Below are 17,076 nucleotides of genomic sequence, written 5' to 3'. Positions count from 1 at the left end.
TCCCATAAGGACTCCTCGTACATCACCACTTCTTCCATCTTTTCCTGCAGCCCTTCGATCTGGAATTCCACGTCGAAGGCATCGAAATTCTTGCGGTCAACCAGCGCCTGCCTGATCATCTCCGGCAGCGTCACGTCCTTGAAGGTATCTGACCTGATGATCCGCTTGCAGAGGGCAGCAAAGCGCGGCTCGATGCGCAGCCGGTAGGTGGCCTCGTCGCGACTCACGCCGGTGCGCTCCATGCGCGTGATCACGCCGTTGAAGGTGGCGGCTTCATGATCGACGGGTTCGACGTAGCTGACCGAGGGCACGGCCACGCGCTCGTCGATCTGCAGCCCCGCGCGCCGCCCGACGAACTGCCTGCCGTCGAGATCGAGCTGCGACGCGGTCACCGTCAGATCGACCACGTAGTCCTTGCAGAATCCTCCACGCACCCGGAACTTGACCACCTGGAAGTCCTGCTGGAGTATCCCGACCCAGACCCGCAGAAGCTGCCGCAGACGCGCGCTCGGGTGGCGCAATGCAACCGCGAAGTTCTTTGTTACTGCATTCATACGCCATCCCCGCTCTGCCGAAAAAGAAAGGAACGCTGCCAGGCCGTTGCGAAGGCAACGATTAGCGCGTCAGGCTATGCGGGATGAGGAAAGAATGTCGACCGACTTGATCGGAGATGTTGACGAGTCTCAACGTCTGACAGGCAGACGCATGGACCAGCCAAGGGCATAAGGCCGCGATGTTGCGGCTAAATCTGACGGGCCGTTCAGAGCCCCTGAACTGAATTGCGGAGTGGAAACGCGGTACACAAAGATTGGCCGGGAATGCCAGAGAACGGCATTTTAGGCAGCGCTCACCCCCCTTCGTCCACCAGCCCCTTCGGATAAACGCGCACGAGCACGATGCGCGGCCCCTTCATCTTCTTCACGACAATGTCGAACTGCGGGAACGACACGCGCTGCCCCTCGGCGGGCAGATCGTTCAGCGCATGAATCACGAGCCCGCCCACCGATTCCGCGCGCCCTTCGTCGATGTCGATGCCTAGCGCCTGCTCCAGCGACACCACGGGCAGACTCCCGCGCCCCATCAGCGTGCCGTCGTCCATGCGCGTCCAGTCCGTGTCGGCCTGGTGGAATTCGTCGTGAATCTGGCCCACCAGCGCGCCCAGCAGATTGTCGAGCGTGAGGAAGCCATTGGGCCGCGCACCCTTGCGCCCCACGAGCGCGAAATGCGGCGCCCCCTTGCGAAAGCGCCTGAAGAGCGCGAGCGCGGGCGCTTCGGGCTTCACATACTGCACCGGGCGCACGAACTTGCCGAGATCGTCGAGCGCCTGGCCGGCCTCGCGCGCGAGCAGCAGATCCTTCAGATGAATGAGCCCCGCCACGCGCTCGCCCGACCCGTCCTCGAACAGCGGATAGCGGCTGAAGCGATGGCGCGCGACGATCTGCATATTCTCGGCAAGCGGCCGATCGCGCCGCAGCCCCACCATCTCGTGCGTGGGCCGCATGAGGTCCGATACGGTCATGCGCGAAAAGTCGAGCGAGTGCGCGAGCGTGTTCCATTCGTCGGCGCTGTAGGCATTCGCCACGGCGGCCAGAGCGGGCGGCCGGCCGCCGTTCGTGTCGGCGCCGGTCCCGTTCGCACCGTGCGTGTGCTGCAGGGCGGCTTCGGCCTCGGCTGCGGCACGGCGGCTACGCAGGATGAGCTTCAATTCGTCGGTGGAATAGTGAGCGTCCGAGCCGTGCGCCGATGCGAGCCCCGCAATGCGCAGCACCGCGTTCGCGCTGGCGTTCAAGGCCCAGATGGCGGGGTACATGGTCCAGTAGAAGCCGTAGAGCGGCGCGGCCGTCCATAGCGACATCTTCTCGGCCTGACGGATCGCCAGCGACTTCGGCGCGAGTTCGCCCACGACGATATGCAGGAAGGAGATCACCGTGAAGGCGAACACGAGCGAAATGCCATGAATCAGCTGCGCGGATTGCACGCCGAAGAGCTCGAACAACGGCGAGAGCAATTGCGCGAAAGCGGGTTCGCCGATCCAGCCCAGGCCGAGCGATGCGAGCGTGATGCCGAGCTGGCACGCGGAGAGATAGGCATCGAGCTGCCCGTGCACCTTCGCGAGCAGCTTGCCGCGCAGGCCATGCTGGGCCGCGAGGCTCTGCACGCGCGTCTGCCGCAGCTTGACGAGGCCGAACTCGGCGGCCACGAAGAAACCGTTGAGGGCGACGAGCAGCAGCGCGCCGACAAGGGCGATAACCTGGATCAAGACGGAGGGCTCCGGTAGGGCGAAGCGCTCAGTATAAGCGGCGAAAGACAGGGGAAGGCGCCGTGCGGCCCGGTGAGGCCGGCGACAACGGCATTGCGCCCTCAGGGACGGCGCGGCTCACGCCAGCGGCACGTTCAGCCCGAGCGCAGCGGCCTTGCCTTCGGCAAGCGGCCGCTGCTCGAACCGCCCGCCATGCGCCTCGGCCACGCGCAGGCACAACGCCAGCACCCAGGCCGTGCGCCCCGACTCCAGCGGCTCGCGCGCCTGCTCGCGCGCAAACGGTTCCAGCAGATGCGGCAGCGACGCGTCGGTGAGCGCTTGCGGCGCGGCGGTCCACTTCACGTCGAACTGAACGGCGGAAGCCGTCGCGCTCACCTCCAGCGTCACGCTCGCGCCTTGCGCGCTCGACTCGACCGCGAAGGCCAGCATCAGCCATAGCGCCTGCACGAGGCGCTCGCGGTCGCCATCGAGCGTGAGATCCGTCGGCATACCCTGCACGGCGAGCGCGACCTCACGGGCCTCGGCAAGCGCGCCGCGCGCGGCGTCCGCGGCTGCGTCGATCGCCGCGTCGAGCGCGAACGGAGCGCGGTCGATCTGCAGCTTGCGCGTTTGCGCACGCGTCCGGTCCACGAGCGACTCGAGCAGCTGCACCTGCTGCTCGACACCGGTGCGGATACCGCCCAGCGCGCGCTGCGCCGCCGGGTCGGCGGCATCGATCTTGCGCTCGAGAACGTAGGCCCAGCTATGGATGGCATTCAACGGACTGCGCAGGTCGTGCGAGACGCGCGAGAGCACATGGTCCCGCATGAACAGCGCGGCTTCGGCGCACAGCCGCGCCGTGCGTTCGGATCGGGAATCGGAAGTCGACGCCATCGGTGTCCTCGTCTCTCGCCCATGATGGGCCAACCAGAGCAGTTCGCGCCCCGGGCCAGCCCTCATTATAGGCAGGCACCCCAGAGCGCCCGGTTGGCTTGTCTCGCACGCGCCGTGCCTGCGTTGCGCCTCGTGCGCCTACAATAGCGTTTTTATTCCATCCGATTCAGGAGTCTTCCATGTCTATCGTGACCACCGCATCCGGCCTCCAGTACGAGGACCTGACCGAGGGCAGCGGCGCCGAAGCGCGCGCGGGTCAGACCGTCAGCGTGCATTACACCGGCTGGCTGACGGACGGCCAGAAGTTCGATTCGAGCAAGGACCGCAACGACCCGTTCGCCTTCGTGCTGGGCGGCGGCATGGTCATCAAGGGCTGGGACGAAGGCGTGCAGGGCATGAAGGTGGGCGGCGTGCGCAAGCTCACGATCCCGCCGCAGCTCGGCTACGGCGTGCGCGGCGCGGGCGGCGTGATTCCGCCGAACGCCACGCTCGTGTTCGAAGTGGAGCTGCTCGACGTCTGAGCATTGCCGCTCTTTGCAGCGCTTTTTACCTGTAATTCGCGCAGCAGTTCGAACTCGCCCCGCCATGAATCCGCATCACCACGCCCCCGTCGTCGCGCCCAGCGTTGAACTGCGCTGCTACGGCGCGATCGAGGAAACCGATCTGCACGATTTCCACCAGATCGTGCTCGGGCTCGACGGCGCGATGGAGATGACCGTGAACGGCGTGGGCGAGCGCATCGACTGCTGCTCGGCCTGGCTGATTCCGGCCGGCGCGCAGCACGACTACGTAGGCATCGGCGAGAACCGCCAGCTCGTGCTCGACCTGCCCGCCGCAGCGCTCGCCGTGCCCGAACGGCTCTTCGATTCGGCACGCGCCTTGCGCATCGACCCCGCGCTCGCACACCTCGCCCGGCAAATCGCGCAGCGCGCAGCGCTTGCCGCGCCGCCCGCGGGCGGCGAGCCAGGCGCGCGGCGCTTTCACTGGGATGCTTCAGCACGGCTCTGCGCCGCCGTGATCGCGCAAACCGGCATCCTGGCCGGCGCCCCGTTCGACGCGGCGGCAGGCCTCGATTTCGCGCGCATCGACCGCTGGCTGCGCGCCCGTCTTGCGCAACCGCTGCGCATTGCCGACCTCGCCGCGCATTGCGGCTTCGGCATGCGGCGTTTTCATCAGCTGTTTGTCGAGGCGTTCGGCGAAACGCCGCACCGCTACCTCCAGCGTCTGCGGATCGACACGGCGGTGACGCTGCTGGCCGATCCGCGCCGCTCGCTCATCGACGTCGCGCTCGAAGTGGGTTTCGGCGACCAGAGCGCGTTCACGCACGCCTTCACGCGGCGCTTCGGCATCGCGCCGGGGCAATGGCGAGCGTTGCCGCATTAGCGCTCACTCGCGCGTATTTACGCTCACTCGCGCTTATTCATCAAAGCGCCACTCCCACTGAACCTCGGCCCCCACGGCCACGCGCGTCCCCGCCCCGGCCACGACCATGGCGTTCTGCCCGAACGTGAGGCCGCCGTCCACGCGCGCGTCGGCGCGAAAAGCCGCCATCGTGTCGAGCGGCTCGGCTGGCCACGCTGCGTCGCGCAAACCGGTCTGCTGATCGATCGTCGTGATCGGACAACGCGCGCACGGCTTCGCGAAACGCAGGACCACGCCGTCTCCGTCGATCGACATCGTCTCGATGAAGTCCTCGTCGAAGGCACCCTCGCCGTCCACGACGATATTCGGGCGAAAGCGGCTCATCGGCACCGGCGGCGCGCCCTTCTGCGCAAGACGTGCATTCAGGTCCGCGAGCGACGCCTCGCTCGTGACGAGCAGCGGAAAGCCGTCGGCGAACTGCGTCGGCACCTCCGCGCCCTGGGTCCATTTCGGGCTGGACAAACGCGTGACGTCGGGCGCGAAACGCACGAGCCGCAGCGGCACGCCTACCGCCTGGGAAAACCACTGCGCCGCTTCGTCGCCTTCGTCGAGCGCTTCGAACGTATCCTTCCACACCGTTGCCGCGACGCGGCGCGCCTCGCCTCGCGGCTCGAACGGCAGCAGCAGCGTGGTGGGCAGGTCCGCCATGGAAAGCCGCACGCCGCCTTCGACGAAGGCCGGGACGATACGCGCCATCGCCGCGTACTCGCGCTGCGACACGAAGCGGCCCTGCTCGTCCACTGCCATCCAGTGGCGGTCCCACTTGAGGCCCTCGGCTTCGAGCGGCGCCGTGTCGAGCGCGATGGCCCCGCACGATTTGACCGGATACACGAACAGCGCGCGAATAACAGGCATGGCAATCGACCTCAAGCAACGAATGAAAACGGGCCGCAACAGGCGGCCCGAAACAATACTACGTAGGGCGAACGAAATAAAGCAACGACATCAAGCCGCCGCGTCGAGCCCGCGCGCGAGGTCGTTGCGAACGTCCCCCGCGTTCTCGAGCCCCACCGCCAGGCGGATCAGGCCTTCCGTGATGCCCGCTGCCGCACGCGCTTCCGGCGTGATGCGGCCGTGCGTGGTCGTCGCCGGATGCGTGATCGTGGTGCGCGTGTCGCCCAGGTTGCCCGTGATCGAACACACCTTCGTATTGTCGATCACGCGCCAGGCGTTCTCGCGCTGCTTCTCGGGCGTCTCGCCCTTGAGCTCGAACGAGACGATCGCGCCGCCGGCCTTTTGCTGACGCATGGCGAGCGCATGCTGCGGATGCGATTCGAGCCCCGGATAGAACACGCGGCTCACGGCCGGATGCGTTTCGAGCCAGCGCGCGATTTCGAGCGCGTTGGCCGACTGCTTCTCCACGCGCAGCGAGAGCGTTTCCATGCCCTTGAGCAGCACCCACGCGTTGAATGCGGAGAGCGTCGGGCCCGCGCTGCGCACGAACGGAAACACCTTCTCCATGATGAGCGGCTTCGAGCCCACGAGCGCGCCGCCCAGCACGCGGCCCTGGCCGTCGAGGAACTTGGTGGCCGAGTGCATCACCACGTCCGCGCCGAACTTGAGCGGCTGCTGCAGCGCCGGGCTGCAAAAACAGTTGTCGACCACGAAGAGCGCGCCCGCGGCCTTCGCGATCCTGCCGATTGCTTCGATGTCCGATACTTCGGTGAGCGGATTAGACGGCGTCTCGAGAAAGAACATCTTCGTTTCGGGGCGCACGGCGTTCTGCCAGGCGTCGAGATCGGTGGGATCGACGAAGGTGGTCGTGATGCCGAACTTGCTGAAGATCTGCGAGAACATGCCGAGCGTCGAGCCGAAAAGGCTCTGCGAGCTGACGATATGGTCGCCCTGCTGCAGCGCGGCCATCACCACCGACATGATCGCGGCCATGCCCGAGGCCGTCGCCATGCACGCCTCGCCGCCTTCGAGCGCGGCCAGCCGGTCCTGGAACATCGTCACGGTCGGGTTCGTGAAGCGCGCGTAGGTGTAGCCGGTTTCGGAATTCTTGAAGCGCTCGGCCGCTTCGGCGGCGCTGCCGAAACAGAAGCTCGACGTGAGGTAAAGCGCTTCCGAATGCTCGTTGAACTCGCTGCGCAGCGTGCCCGAGCGCACGGCGAGGGTGTCGAAGCCGAAGGTGTCGTCCATGTTCGTGTCGTTTCCCATTCGAAGACCCCGGGACGCGAAACCCGAGGGCGCAAAAAAGCCCGCTTTGCGTCGGCAAAAGCGGGCTTTCGGGGTTTCGGGGCTCGCACACTCCCCGGCCCGTCTTACTCCACCGAGAGCTGCAGATGCAGCTGCGAACGCGCGGCGCCGCCTTCGATCGCTTCGCTCGCGGCGTCGCGATCCGACTGCGCCTGCGGGGCAAGACGCGCGGTCTCGATCCGGTCGAGATAGGCGCTCGTGATGTCGCCTGTGATGTAGTCGCCGTCGAAGCACGAGGCTTCGAAGCGCTTGAGCTCCGGATTGATGTCGCGCACCGCCTGCTTGAGCGCCTCGACGTCCTGATACACGAGGTGGTCCGCACCGATGATGCGCGCCACTTCCTCGTCCGTGCGGCCGTGCGCCACGAGTTCGCCGCGCGTGGGCATGTCGATGCCGTAGACGTTCGGGTACTTCACGGGCGGCGCAGCCGAAGCGAAGATCACCTTGGTCGCGCCCGCGTCGCGCGCCATCTGCACGATTTCGTGCGAGGTGGTGCCGCGCACGATCGAGTCGTCGATGATCAGCACGTTCTTGCCCTTGAATTCGATGCCCATGGCGTTGAGCTTCTGGCGCACCGACTTCTTGCGCATCGCCTGGCCCGGCATGATGAAGGTGCGGCCCACGTAGCGGTTCTTGAAGAAGCCTTCGCGGTATTCCACGCCCAGCTTCTTCGCCACCTGCATGGCCGCCGGACGCGACGAGTCGGGAATCGGCATGACCACGTCGATCCTCACGTCGGGCAGCTCGCGCTTGACCTTCTCGGCGAGATAGTCGCCCATGCGCAGGCGCACGTTGTAGACGGGCACGCCGTCGAGCACCGAGTCCGGACGCGCGAGGTACACGAGCTCGAAAATGCAGGGGTTCAGGCTCGGAGCCGCCGCGCACTGCTGCGAGTGGAAGTTGCCGTCGAAGTCGATGAACACTGCCTCGCCCGGCGCCACGTCGCGCACGAACTCGAAGCCGATGCCTTCCAGCGCCACCGATTCCGAAGCCAGCATCCATTCGGTGCCTTCCGGCGTCTCCAGCTTGCCGATGCACAGCGGGCGAATGCCGAACGGGTCGCGGAACGCGAGCAGGCCGTAGCCGGCGATCAGCGAAACGATGGCGTACGAGCCGCGCACGCGCTTGTGCACGCCCGAGACGGCCTTGAAGAGCGCCGCCGGATCGAGCTCGAGGCCCGAGCTGGCCGTCTGCAGTTCGTGCGCGAGCACGTTGAGCAGCACTTCCGTGTCGGAGTTGGTGTTGATGTGCCGGCGATCGACGCGGAACATCTCTTCCTTGAGCTGTTGCCAGTTCGTGAGATTGCCGTTGTGCGCGAGGATGAGGCCGAACGGCGCGTTCACGTAGAACGGCTGGGCCTCTTCTTCGCTCGACGCCGAACCGGCCGTCGGGTAGCGCACCTGGCCGATGCCGCTGGTGCCCGGCAGGCTGCGCATGTTGCGCGTGCGGAACACGTCGCGCACCATGCCGTTGGCCTTGTGCATGTGGATGGTGCTGCCGTTCGCGGTGGCAATGCCGGCCGCGTCCTGGCCGCGGTGCTGCAGAAGCAGCAGCGCGTCATAGAGAAGCTGGTTGACGGGAGAGCGGGAAACTACGCCTACGATGCCGCACATGGCAGGTCCTTCAAGAAAGCGAAATCGGTAAAACCGCGCGATGGCGGCGGAGGGGCCTGAGCCTCGCCTCTCGCCGCGTGGGCAGTGCTGCTTTTCGAACGGCCTTGCCCCGTTGGTGTCCGGTCGGCTCCGGGCGCATCGGCCCGGGCAGGCTAGACGCGAACGTAAGCCGCGAGCGCGTCGGGCAGCAGCGGTTTCAGTTCGCGCACGCCCTGCTCGGCATAGGGCCGCAGCAGCGCATTGCGCCAGAAGTCCTGCTGGGGCAGCTCCGTCAGTCCGCCGAGGACGACGAGAATCAGCACCAGCACGACGCCTCGCACGAGGCCGAACATCAAACCGAGCGACCGGTCCACGCCGGACAGTCCGCTCACCTGCACGATCCGCCCAAGCAGCGCATTCGCCACGCCGGCCACGAGCACCACGCCTATCACGATCAGCGCGAAGGCGATCAGCCATTGCGTGAGGGCGCCGCCCGGCCAGTGCGCCGGAATCCACGGCACCACGCGCTCCACATAGCGGCAGGCCACCAGAAACGCGACGATCCAGCCGATCAAGCCGAAAATCTCGCCGATCAGTCCGCGCCACGCCCCGCGCAGCGCCGACAAACCGATCACCGCCATTACAGCGTAGTCGAAGGCGGTGAACATCGGCGGCTTAATCCGCTGCCCCGTTCGAACCCGCCATCAAGCCCGCGCCGCGCACCTTCGCGATCGCCTCAGAAGCCGCCGCGCGGTCCGGGAACGGGCCTGCGCGCAGCAGCGTGCGCGTCGAGCCGTCGGGCTGCTTGCGCTGCTCGGTATATGCGGGTACGCCGGCCGCTTTCAACTTCGTCACCCAGTTGCTCGCGGCCGTGGCATTGCTGAACGAGCCCAGTTGCACGGCGAAGCGCGAGCCCGGCGGCGTGGGCGGCGGGCTGCTGTTGTCCCCGCTGTCACCGCTTCCGGCGGCGTTCGTGTTCTGGTTCGACGCAACGGCCATGTTCGCCGAGGGCGCAGCCGGCCTGGCCACAGGCTTGCCGGCGGCGGAAGTCGGCGCCGCGGAGGTCTTCGCGGCGGCGGTCGTCTGGGTCTGAGTCTGCGTGGCGGCCTTCGTGCCGGCCGTGGCCGCGCTCTGGGTGCTTGTGGCGCCCTGCGCCGGCGCCGCGGAAGCGCCTGGCGCCACCGTCGCGAGGTTCGATGCGCCGGGATTGTCGGGCGCGACGCCGGCCTGCGTATCGTCGTCGCTATCGGCGTCGTCGCGGGCCGCGGCCTTCGCGCCGGGCGGCGTCGGGCGGCTCGGAATGTCGATCGCGATGTCGTCGGTAACGGGCTTCGGGTGCGAATCGAGCACCATCGGCAAGATCACGATAGCCGCCACCACGAGCGCGATCGCGCCCACGAGGCGCCGGCGCGCGCGCTGCTTCTCAGGAAGGGTGGGATCGAGCAGCATCGCTTCGGCGTCGGCCGACCGGTCCGGCCGGCGGCTGCGCCGCTCCACGCGCGTGCTCTGGCTGCTACGCCGGCCCGAGCCGGCTTCAGCGCCGCGCCGTCGGGGCGCCGCGTCGTCTTTCTTGCCGAACGAGAAAATTCCCATGTATGGCTGCTTTAGGCCTGTATCTGCGTAGCGTGGCGGCGTGTGCAGGTTCAGTGCTGCTGCGACTTTCGCCAGGCCATCACGCCGGCAACTGTCAGGAAACTACCGAAAACAAGAATTCTATCATTTTCAGATGCGCGTTTTAGCGCATCTTGAAAAGCCGAGGCAGGCGATTCGTAGCACGTGACGCTGCTGTCCGGGCCATCCTCGACGCCGGCCTCGCGCAACGCGGCTTCCAGCTGTTGCGCAGAAGCCGCACGCGGCCCCGGCAGACCGGTCACGCACCAGTAATCGATCTCGCCCTTGAGATGCTGGATCACGCCGGCAATGTCCTTGTCGCGCATCGCGCCAAACACGGCGTAGGTGTACGGGAAGTAGCCCATGCTGCCGAGGTTCTGCGCGAGCACGGCGGCGGCATGCGGGTTGTGGCCCACGTCGAGGATCACCGCCGGCTTGCCCGGCAGCACCTGGAAGCGGCCCGGCAGCTCGACGTTCGCGAGGCCGAGGCGGATGTCCTGCGCGGAAACCGGCAGGCGATCGCGCAGGGCTTCGAGCGCGGCGAGCGCGGCCGAGGTATTGATCAGCTGATTGGCCCCGCGCAGCGCCGGGTAGGCCAGCGCCGAGCGGCGCTGCGCGCGGCCCACGTAATTCCATTGCTGGCGCTCGCTGCCCGCCTGCCCCTCATAGCGGAAATCGCGCCCGAAGCGCCACAGATCGGCGCCGATCGCCTCGGCATGATCGACGAGCGACTGCGGCGGCACGGGATCGGCGCAGATGGCGGGCTTGCCCGGGCGGAAGATACCGGCCTTTTCGAAGGCGATCTTCTCGCGCGTGTCGCCCAGGTACTCGGTGTGATCGAGGTCGATGCTCGTGATGATCGCGCAGTCCGTGTCGAGTATGTTCACGGCGTCCAGACGACCGCCGAGACCCACTTCGAAAATCACCGCGTCGAGCCCGCGCGAGGCGAACAGCAGCATGATCGCGAGCGTCGTGAACTCGAAGTACGTGAGCGAGACCGGCTGCGGCAGCGACAGACGCGCGGCCTCCACGGCTTCGAAGTGCGGCAGCAGGTCGGCATCGCTTGCCTGCTGGCCGTCGACGCGGGCGCGCTCGTTGAACGACAGCAGGTGCGGCGAGGTGTGGCAGCCCACGTGGCAGCCGGCCTTCAGCAGAATCGTTTCGAGAATCGCACAGGTCGAGCCCTTCCCGTTCGTGCCGCCCACCGTGAAGATCGGGCAGTCGAACTTCAGCGGCAGCGCCTCCTTGACCTGGCGGATCCGGTGGAGCCCCATGTCGATGCCGACCGGATGCGCGGTTTCAAGATGCGTGAGCCACGCGTCGAGGGTGGGAAAGGTACTCATCGGACGGATATCGCTATGCGGGGGCGCGCCCTGCCGCGTCTGCTGATCGCAGCGCGTCAGGCCTGCGAGGAAAAAACGGCATTATCGCGGAAATGACAACGCGCCGCTTGCCTAAGGCTTGCGGCGCGTGGGGACATGCGGGAGAGGCGCTTCAGGCCACCGCGTCCGCGGGCTGGCGCGACAGGATGGCGATGAGCTGTGCGATCTCTTCGCGCAGCTTGCGGCGGTCCACGATCATGTCGATCGCGCCCTTCTGCATCAGGAATTCCGAGCGCTGGAAGCCTTCCGGCAGTTTCTCGCGCACGGTCTGCTCGATCACGCGCGGGCCGGCAAAGCCGATCAGCGCCTTCGGCTCGGCGATCACCACGTCGCCAAGGAACGCGAAGCTGGCCGAAACGCCGCCCATGGTCGGGTCGGTCAGCACGGAGATGAACGGCAGCTTCGCGTCGGCGAGCTTGGTCAGCATGGCCGTGGTCTTGGCCATCTGCATGAGCGAAAGCAGGCTTTCCTGCATGCGCGCGCCGCCCGAGGCCGTGAAGCAGATGAACGGAACCTGCTGCTCAAGCGCGTTCTGCGCGCCGCGCGCGAAGCGCTCGCCCACCACGGAGCCCATCGAGCCGCCCATGAACGAGAACTCGAAGCACGCCACCACGACGGGCAGCGTGTGGATCGCGCCGCCCATCACGACCATGGCGTCGGTTTCGCCGGTTTCGTCGATCGCCTCTTTCAGGCGGTCCGGGTACTTACGGCTGTCCTTGAACTTGAGCGCGTCGACCGGCACGATCTCCTGGCCGATCTCATAGCGGCCTTCCGGATCCAGCAGCGCATCGAGGCGCTCGCGCGCGCCGATACGCATATGGTGATCGCACTTCGGGCAGACATGGAGGTTCGCCTCGACGTCGTTGCGGTACAGCACCGCCTCGCACGACGGGCACTTGATCCACAAGCCTTCCGGAATGCTCTTGCGGCTTTTCGGATCGGTTTGCTTGATCTTCGGCGGCAGCAGTTTGTCGAGCCAGCTCATTGATTATCCTTCCTTGACCTTCGTGATGCGCGGCGCGGACGGGACGCTCCAAACGGGCGATCCGGCAATTTCGACCGGGTTCCGACCCCGACCGCGCATGGCGAAAAGTGGATTTTACCGCAGGTCCTGCAGGTCTCTTATTCCTTGCCGCCAGCCTTGCCGTCCAGCGCGGCGCGGATGCCCGCAATGAACGCCTGGAGCGTTTCGGCCGCGGTCTGTGGCGGCGTTTGCTCCAGCAACTGCACGATACGGCTGCCGATCACGACGGCATCGCTCACGGCGGCAACCGCGGCGGCGGTCTGCGCGTCGCGAATGCCGAAGCCCACGCCAACGGGCAACGGCACGCGCGACTTGATGGCCGGCATTTTACTCGCGATGCTCGCGACGTCCAGATTGGCCGCCCCCGTCACGCCCTTGAGCGAGACGTAATAGACATAGCCGCTCGCGGCGCGGCCGACTTCGGCGATGCGCTCGTCCGTCGAGGTGGGCGCGAGCAGGAAAATCGGATCGATGCCGGCCGATTTCATCTTTTCGGCGAAGTTCACGCATTCTTCGGGCGGATAGTCCACCACCAGCACGCCGTCCACGCCCGCCGCTTTCGCGGCGGCGGCGAATGCCTCCGTGCCCATGCGTTCGATGGGGTTCGCATAGCCCATCAGCACGACCGGCGTCTTGTCGTCGGTTTCGCGGAAGCGCTTCACGTCGGCCAGCACGCTCTTGAGCGTGACGCCTTTCGCCAGCGCGCGCTCCGAGGACTGTTGGATCACCGGGCCGTCGGCCATCGGATCCGAAAACGGCACGCCCAGCTCGATCACGTCCGCGCCGCCGGCGGCGAGCGCGTGCATGAATTCGACGGTGCGCGCCGGATCGGGATCGCCGGCGGTCATGAACGGGATGAGGCCTTTCTTCTGCTGGGCGGCCAGCGTTTCGAACGTGTTCTTGATACGGGACATTTCAGGGTCCTCTGTTTCAGTCGTTACCGCGCGTGGCAACGGCGGCGGCGCATCAGGCGCCGGCCACGACGGTTGCGGGCGCGACGGACGCGCAGGCGGCTGCCGGAGCAACGGCCGCGCTCACGCGTTCGCGCGCGATCGCGCAGTAACTTTCGTTGATTTCATAGCCGACGAATTCGCGCTTCTGGCGTGCGCAGGCGACTGCCGTGGTGCCGCTGCCCATGAACGGGTCCAGCACGCGGCCGCCCGGCGGGCAGCTCGCGAGCACCATGCGCTCGACGATCTCAAGGGGCTTCTGGGTGGGATGATCCACCCGCTCCGCGTGCTGCCGGTGCAGCCGCGAAACGGACCAGACGTCCTTGGGGTTGTAGCCGAGCTCCAGCCATTTGCTGCCTTCAAACAACTTGCGCGAACGCGCCTTCTTCGTGACGGCATCGTACGGGATGCGGACGGGATCGAGATCGAAGTAATAGTCCTTCGACACCGCGAAGAAACCGATGTTGTCGTGCACCGAGGTGTAACGGCGCGTCGTGCCGCCCATGCTCGGCACGCGCCGGTCCCAGACGATCTCGTTGATCATCGTGAGCTTCGACTTGAGGAAGACGAAGATTTCCGGGGCGTACTGCCAGGTGCAGAACACGTAGAGCGAACCGCTGGGCTTGAGCTTCGGGATCGCCAGCCCGAGCCATTCATAGGTCCAGGCGAGAAAATGCTCGCCCGAACGCATGTCGGAGTCGTTGCCGTAGTCCTTGCCGAGCCCGTAGGGCGGGTCGGCGACGATCAGGTCGATCGAGGCGTCGGGCAGGTTCGCTGCATCGGTCAGAAAATCGCGGTTCAGAAGCCGGATGCTGTCCGGCAAGACCGGCAGCGCGCCTTCCGAAGGTTGCACGCAGCGTGTGGCTGCGGCAACCGCTTCGGTCAGATCGCTGTCGGGCGCCGGGGCTTGCGGCTCGTCGAACTCGTCGCGCATCGCTTGGGTCACTCAGGGGCTCAGAACTGGATGCCCGATCGCTCGGCGACCGTGTGCATGTCCTTGTCGCCCCGGCCCGACAGGTTCACCAGCAGGATCTTCTCCTTAGGCAGTGTCGGTGCCAGCTTCGCCGCGTACGCGAGCGCGTGGCTCGATTCGAGCGCGGGAATGATGCCTTCGATGCGGCAGCAGTCGTGGAACGCCTTGAGCGCTTCCTCGTCGTCGATCGTCACGTACTGCGCGCGGCCGCTGTCCTTGAGCCACGCGTGCTCGGGACCGACGCCCGGATAGTCGAGACCCGCGGAAACCGAATGCGTCTCGATGATCTGGCCGTTCTCGTCCTGCAGCAGATAGGTGCGGTTGCCGTGCAGCACGCCCGGCGTGCCGGCGGCGAGCGAGGCGGCGTGACGGCCCGTCTCCATGCCGTCACCGGCCGGTTCCACGCCGATCAACTGCACCGAAGTGTCGTCGATATACGGGTAAAAGATGCCCATCGCGTTCGATCCGCCGCCCACGCACGCGATCACGGCGTCGGGCTGGCGCCCTGTCATTTCCGGCATCTGCACGCGGCATTCGTCGCCGATCACGCGCTGGAAGTCGCGCACCATCATCGGATACGGGTGCGGGCCTGCCACGGTGCCGATGATGTAGAAGGTGTTTTCGACGTTGGTGACCCAGTCGCGCATGGCTTCATTGAGCGCGTCCTTGAGCGTGCGCGAGCCCGATTCCACCGGCACGACGGTCGCGCCCAGCAACTTCATGCGATAGACGTTCGCGGCCTGGCGGCGCACGTCCTCGGCGCCCATGTAGACCACGCACTCCATGCCGAAGCGCGCCGCGATGGTGGCCGTGGCCACGCCGTGCTGGCCCGCGCCCGTTTCGGCGATCACGCGCGGCTTGCCCATGCGCTTCGCGAGCAGCGCCTGACCGATCACGTTGTTCACCTTGTGGGCGCCGGTGTGGTTCAGGTCTTCGCGCTTCAGGTAGATCTGCGCGCCGCCCACCATCTCGCTCCAGCGCTGGGCGTGGTAGATCGGCGACGGACGGCCGACGAAATGCTTCAACTCGCGCTCATATTCGGCGCGGAAGTCGGGGTCGTCCTTGTATTTCGCGTAGGCGTCGCGCAGTTCGTCGATCGCCTGCATGAGGGTTTCGGCAGCGAACACGCCGCCATAAGGACCGAAATGGCCACGTTCATCGGGTAAGTTGTACATAAGTCACTCGCTTGAGCCCTGGGCGCCTCGCGTTGCGCGAGCGCCGGCCGGCCAAAGTGTTTTTCATCCCGCGTCCGCTTCGCGCACTGCGCGCACGAACGCCGCCATGCGGGCGTGATCCTTCACGCCCTTTGCGCCCGGGACCTCGATGCCACTGGAGACATCGACGGCGTACGGACGCACCTGGCGAATCGCATCACTGACGTTTTGCGCGTTCAAGCCACCACTCAAAACGGCCCGACGCGCGAGCCCTGCGGGGATAAGTGACCAATCGAAGACCTTCCCGCCACCGCCGTACCCTTCGACATGCGTGTCGAACAGGAGGCCGCTGGCTGACGAATAACTGTTTGCCGATTCTATCAAATCGGCCTGCCGAGTATCGGCCGCCACCCGTAGCGCGCGCAACCAGGGCAAACCGGCAACGGCCGACAGCGATTCGCACTGCGCCGGCGTTTCGTCGCCGTGGAACTGCAGCAGCGTGAGCGAGACATTGCTCGCCACCTCGCCGATCCATTGCGGCGTCGCGTTCACGAAGAGCCCCACCACCGAAACGAAGGGTGGAATATCGTGGGTGAGCTCGACTGCCTGCGCCACCGTCACCGAACGCGGGCTCTTCGGATAGAACACGAGGCCGATCGCGTCGGCGCCCAGGTCGATGGCGTGCGCCACCGCTTCGGGCGTGCTCAGGCCGCACAGCTTGATGCGCGTGCGGCGCTGGGCGGGTGCGGTGGCTTGAGCCGTGGAAGAATCGGCAGCAGTCATGGCGGATAAGGTATGCGGTTCGATGTTGCGCCCCGAGGTCAGGCCCAGATAGCGCTCCACGGCAAGCTCGCCGTATGCGGTCCCGGCACCTGGAATTCGTCAGGATAGCCTACCTCGGCGAGGTAGAGCCCGTCGGGCATGAAGGTCGGCGCGGCCTGGGTGCGGTCGAGCCCCGCCAGCACCTCGGTCATCCACGCCGCCGGATAGCGCCCGCGCCCCACCGCCACGAGGCAGCCCATCAGGTTGCGAACCATGTGGTGCAGGAACGCGTTGGCGCGAAAGCGGAAATGGATGAAATCGCCCTGCGGACGGATATCGATCTGGTAGAGATGCTTGACCGGCGTCTTCGACTGGCACTCCGACGAACGGAACGCCGAAAAATCGTGTTCGCCGATCAGATGGGCGGCGGCCTCGCGCATTGCGTCGACGTCGAGCGGCGTGTGGATCCAGCCCGCGCGGGCCGCCAGCATCGGCGAGCGCACCGCGTTCACGTACAGCACGTAGTAATACGTGCGCTCGAACGCCGAAAACCGCGCGTGGAACGCCTCGGGCATTGGCTGCGCCCACTGCACGGCGACCGTCGAAGGCAGGAACGCGTTGGTGCCGCGCACCCACGAAAATGGCGCGCGATCGAGTTCGGTATCGAAATGGACGACCTGGCCGAGGCCGTGGACGCCCGTGTCGGTGCGGCCCGCCACGACGGTCGGCAGCGGCACGCATGCAAACTCGCGCAAGGCGCGTTCGAGCGCGTCCTGCACCGTCTTGCCGTGCGGCTGCGATTGCCAGCCGCAGAACGCGGCCCCGTCGTATTGAACGCCTAGCGCGATACGCATACGGACTCGCCCGCTCAGGG

17 protein-coding genes are annotated in these 17,076 nt (G+C 66.5%); 2 read left to right on the top strand and 15 right to left on the bottom strand.

The window, feature by feature from the left end:
* The 3 genes from BAC01S_RS28590 to BAC01S_RS28580 form a co-directional block, all read right to left on the bottom strand.
* On the bottom strand, positions 1 to 554 hold a 554-nt coding region (locus BAC01S_RS28590; RefSeq protein ID WP_027797830.1), incomplete at its 3' end, for a contractile injection system protein, VgrG/Pvc8 family.
* Between the two features lie 293 nt (positions 555 to 847).
* A complete protein-coding gene (locus BAC01S_RS28585; RefSeq protein WP_027797829.1) occupies positions 848 to 2,260 on the bottom strand; it encodes a hemolysin family protein in 1,413 nt (470 codons plus the stop codon).
* A gap of 117 nt (positions 2,261 to 2,377) precedes the next feature.
* Positions 2,378 to 3,133 (bottom strand): sensor histidine kinase, encoded by a 756-nt coding sequence (locus BAC01S_RS28580; protein WP_027797828.1) that lies wholly within the window; start codon positions 3,131 to 3,133, stop codon positions 2,378 to 2,380.
* Between the two features lie 179 nt (positions 3,134 to 3,312).
* Between BAC01S_RS28580 and BAC01S_RS28575 the strand changes: the two genes are divergently transcribed.
* Together BAC01S_RS28575 and BAC01S_RS28570 are read left to right on the top strand one after the other, a co-directional pair.
* Complete coding sequence (locus BAC01S_RS28575; protein ID WP_027797827.1) at positions 3,313 to 3,654, top strand: FKBP-type peptidyl-prolyl cis-trans isomerase; 342 nt, start codon at positions 3,313 to 3,315, stop codon at positions 3,652 to 3,654.
* Positions 3,655 to 3,718: 64 nt separating this feature from the next.
* Positions 3,719 to 4,516, top strand: coding sequence for an AraC family transcriptional regulator (locus BAC01S_RS28570; protein ID WP_027797826.1), 798 nt, complete (start codon positions 3,719 to 3,721; stop codon positions 4,514 to 4,516).
* Between the two features lie 33 nt (positions 4,517 to 4,549).
* On the opposite strand, the gene BAC01S_RS28565 is transcribed toward BAC01S_RS28570, so the two are convergent.
* The 12 genes from BAC01S_RS28565 to truA all read right to left on the bottom strand — a co-directional run bounded on the left by BAC01S_RS28565 (position 4,550) and on the right by truA (position 17,056).
* Positions 4,550 to 5,410, bottom strand: a complete 861-nt coding sequence (locus BAC01S_RS28565) for an MOSC domain-containing protein (RefSeq protein WP_027797825.1) — start codon at positions 5,408 to 5,410, stop codon at positions 4,550 to 4,552.
* A 90-nt stretch (positions 5,411 to 5,500) separates the two neighbouring features.
* Entirely contained in the window at positions 5,501 to 6,697 is a 1,197-nt protein-coding gene (locus BAC01S_RS28560; protein ID WP_027797824.1) for an O-succinylhomoserine sulfhydrylase, read from the bottom strand.
* Positions 6,698 to 6,819: 122 nt separating this feature from the next.
* Complete coding sequence (gene purF, locus BAC01S_RS28555; RefSeq protein ID WP_027797823.1) at positions 6,820 to 8,367, bottom strand: amidophosphoribosyltransferase; 1,548 nt, start codon at positions 8,365 to 8,367, stop codon at positions 6,820 to 6,822.
* A gap of 152 nt (positions 8,368 to 8,519) precedes the next feature.
* Complete coding sequence (locus BAC01S_RS28550; RefSeq protein ID WP_027797822.1) at positions 8,520 to 9,014, bottom strand: CvpA family protein; 495 nt, start codon at positions 9,012 to 9,014, stop codon at positions 8,520 to 8,522.
* Positions 9,015 to 9,021: 7 nt separating this feature from the next.
* Positions 9,022 to 9,939, bottom strand: coding sequence for an SPOR domain-containing protein (locus tag BAC01S_RS28545; protein WP_027797821.1), 918 nt, complete (start codon positions 9,937 to 9,939; stop codon positions 9,022 to 9,024).
* A gap of 50 nt (positions 9,940 to 9,989) precedes the next feature.
* Positions 9,990 to 11,300, bottom strand: a complete 1,311-nt coding sequence (folC, locus tag BAC01S_RS28540; RefSeq protein WP_027797820.1) for a bifunctional tetrahydrofolate synthase/dihydrofolate synthase — start codon at positions 11,298 to 11,300, stop codon at positions 9,990 to 9,992.
* A 151-nt stretch (positions 11,301 to 11,451) separates the two neighbouring features.
* Complete coding sequence (accD, locus tag BAC01S_RS28535; RefSeq protein ID WP_027797819.1) at positions 11,452 to 12,324, bottom strand: acetyl-CoA carboxylase, carboxyltransferase subunit beta; 873 nt, start codon at positions 12,322 to 12,324, stop codon at positions 11,452 to 11,454.
* A 137-nt stretch (positions 12,325 to 12,461) separates the two neighbouring features.
* On the bottom strand, positions 12,462 to 13,277 hold the full coding sequence (trpA, locus tag BAC01S_RS28530) for a tryptophan synthase subunit alpha (RefSeq protein ID WP_027797818.1): 816 nt from the start codon (positions 13,275 to 13,277) through the stop codon (positions 12,462 to 12,464).
* Positions 13,278 to 13,329: 52 nt separating this feature from the next.
* Positions 13,330 to 14,247: a DNA-methyltransferase gene (locus tag BAC01S_RS28525; protein WP_027797817.1), complete on the bottom strand. Its 918-nt coding sequence runs from the start codon at positions 14,245 to 14,247 to the stop codon at positions 13,330 to 13,332.
* A gap of 20 nt (positions 14,248 to 14,267) precedes the next feature.
* On the bottom strand, positions 14,268 to 15,461 hold the full coding sequence (gene trpB / locus BAC01S_RS28520; protein ID WP_027797816.1) for a tryptophan synthase subunit beta: 1,194 nt from the start codon (positions 15,459 to 15,461) through the stop codon (positions 14,268 to 14,270).
* A gap of 63 nt (positions 15,462 to 15,524) precedes the next feature.
* Positions 15,525 to 16,223, bottom strand: coding sequence for a phosphoribosylanthranilate isomerase (locus BAC01S_RS28515; protein WP_027797815.1), 699 nt, complete (start codon positions 16,221 to 16,223; stop codon positions 15,525 to 15,527).
* A 38-nt stretch (positions 16,224 to 16,261) separates the two neighbouring features.
* On the bottom strand, positions 16,262 to 17,056 hold the full coding sequence (gene truA / locus BAC01S_RS28510; RefSeq protein ID WP_027797814.1) for a tRNA pseudouridine(38-40) synthase TruA: 795 nt from the start codon (positions 17,054 to 17,056) through the stop codon (positions 16,262 to 16,264).
* Between the last annotated feature and the right edge of the window lie 20 nt (positions 17,057 to 17,076).

Source organism: Paraburkholderia acidipaludis NBRC 101816 (assembly GCF_000684975.1).
Lineage (GTDB): Bacteria > Pseudomonadota > Gammaproteobacteria > Burkholderiales > Burkholderiaceae > Paraburkholderia > Paraburkholderia acidipaludis.
Note: the sequence above shows the minus strand (reverse complement) of the source record. Positions and strands in the feature narration are given on the sequence as shown.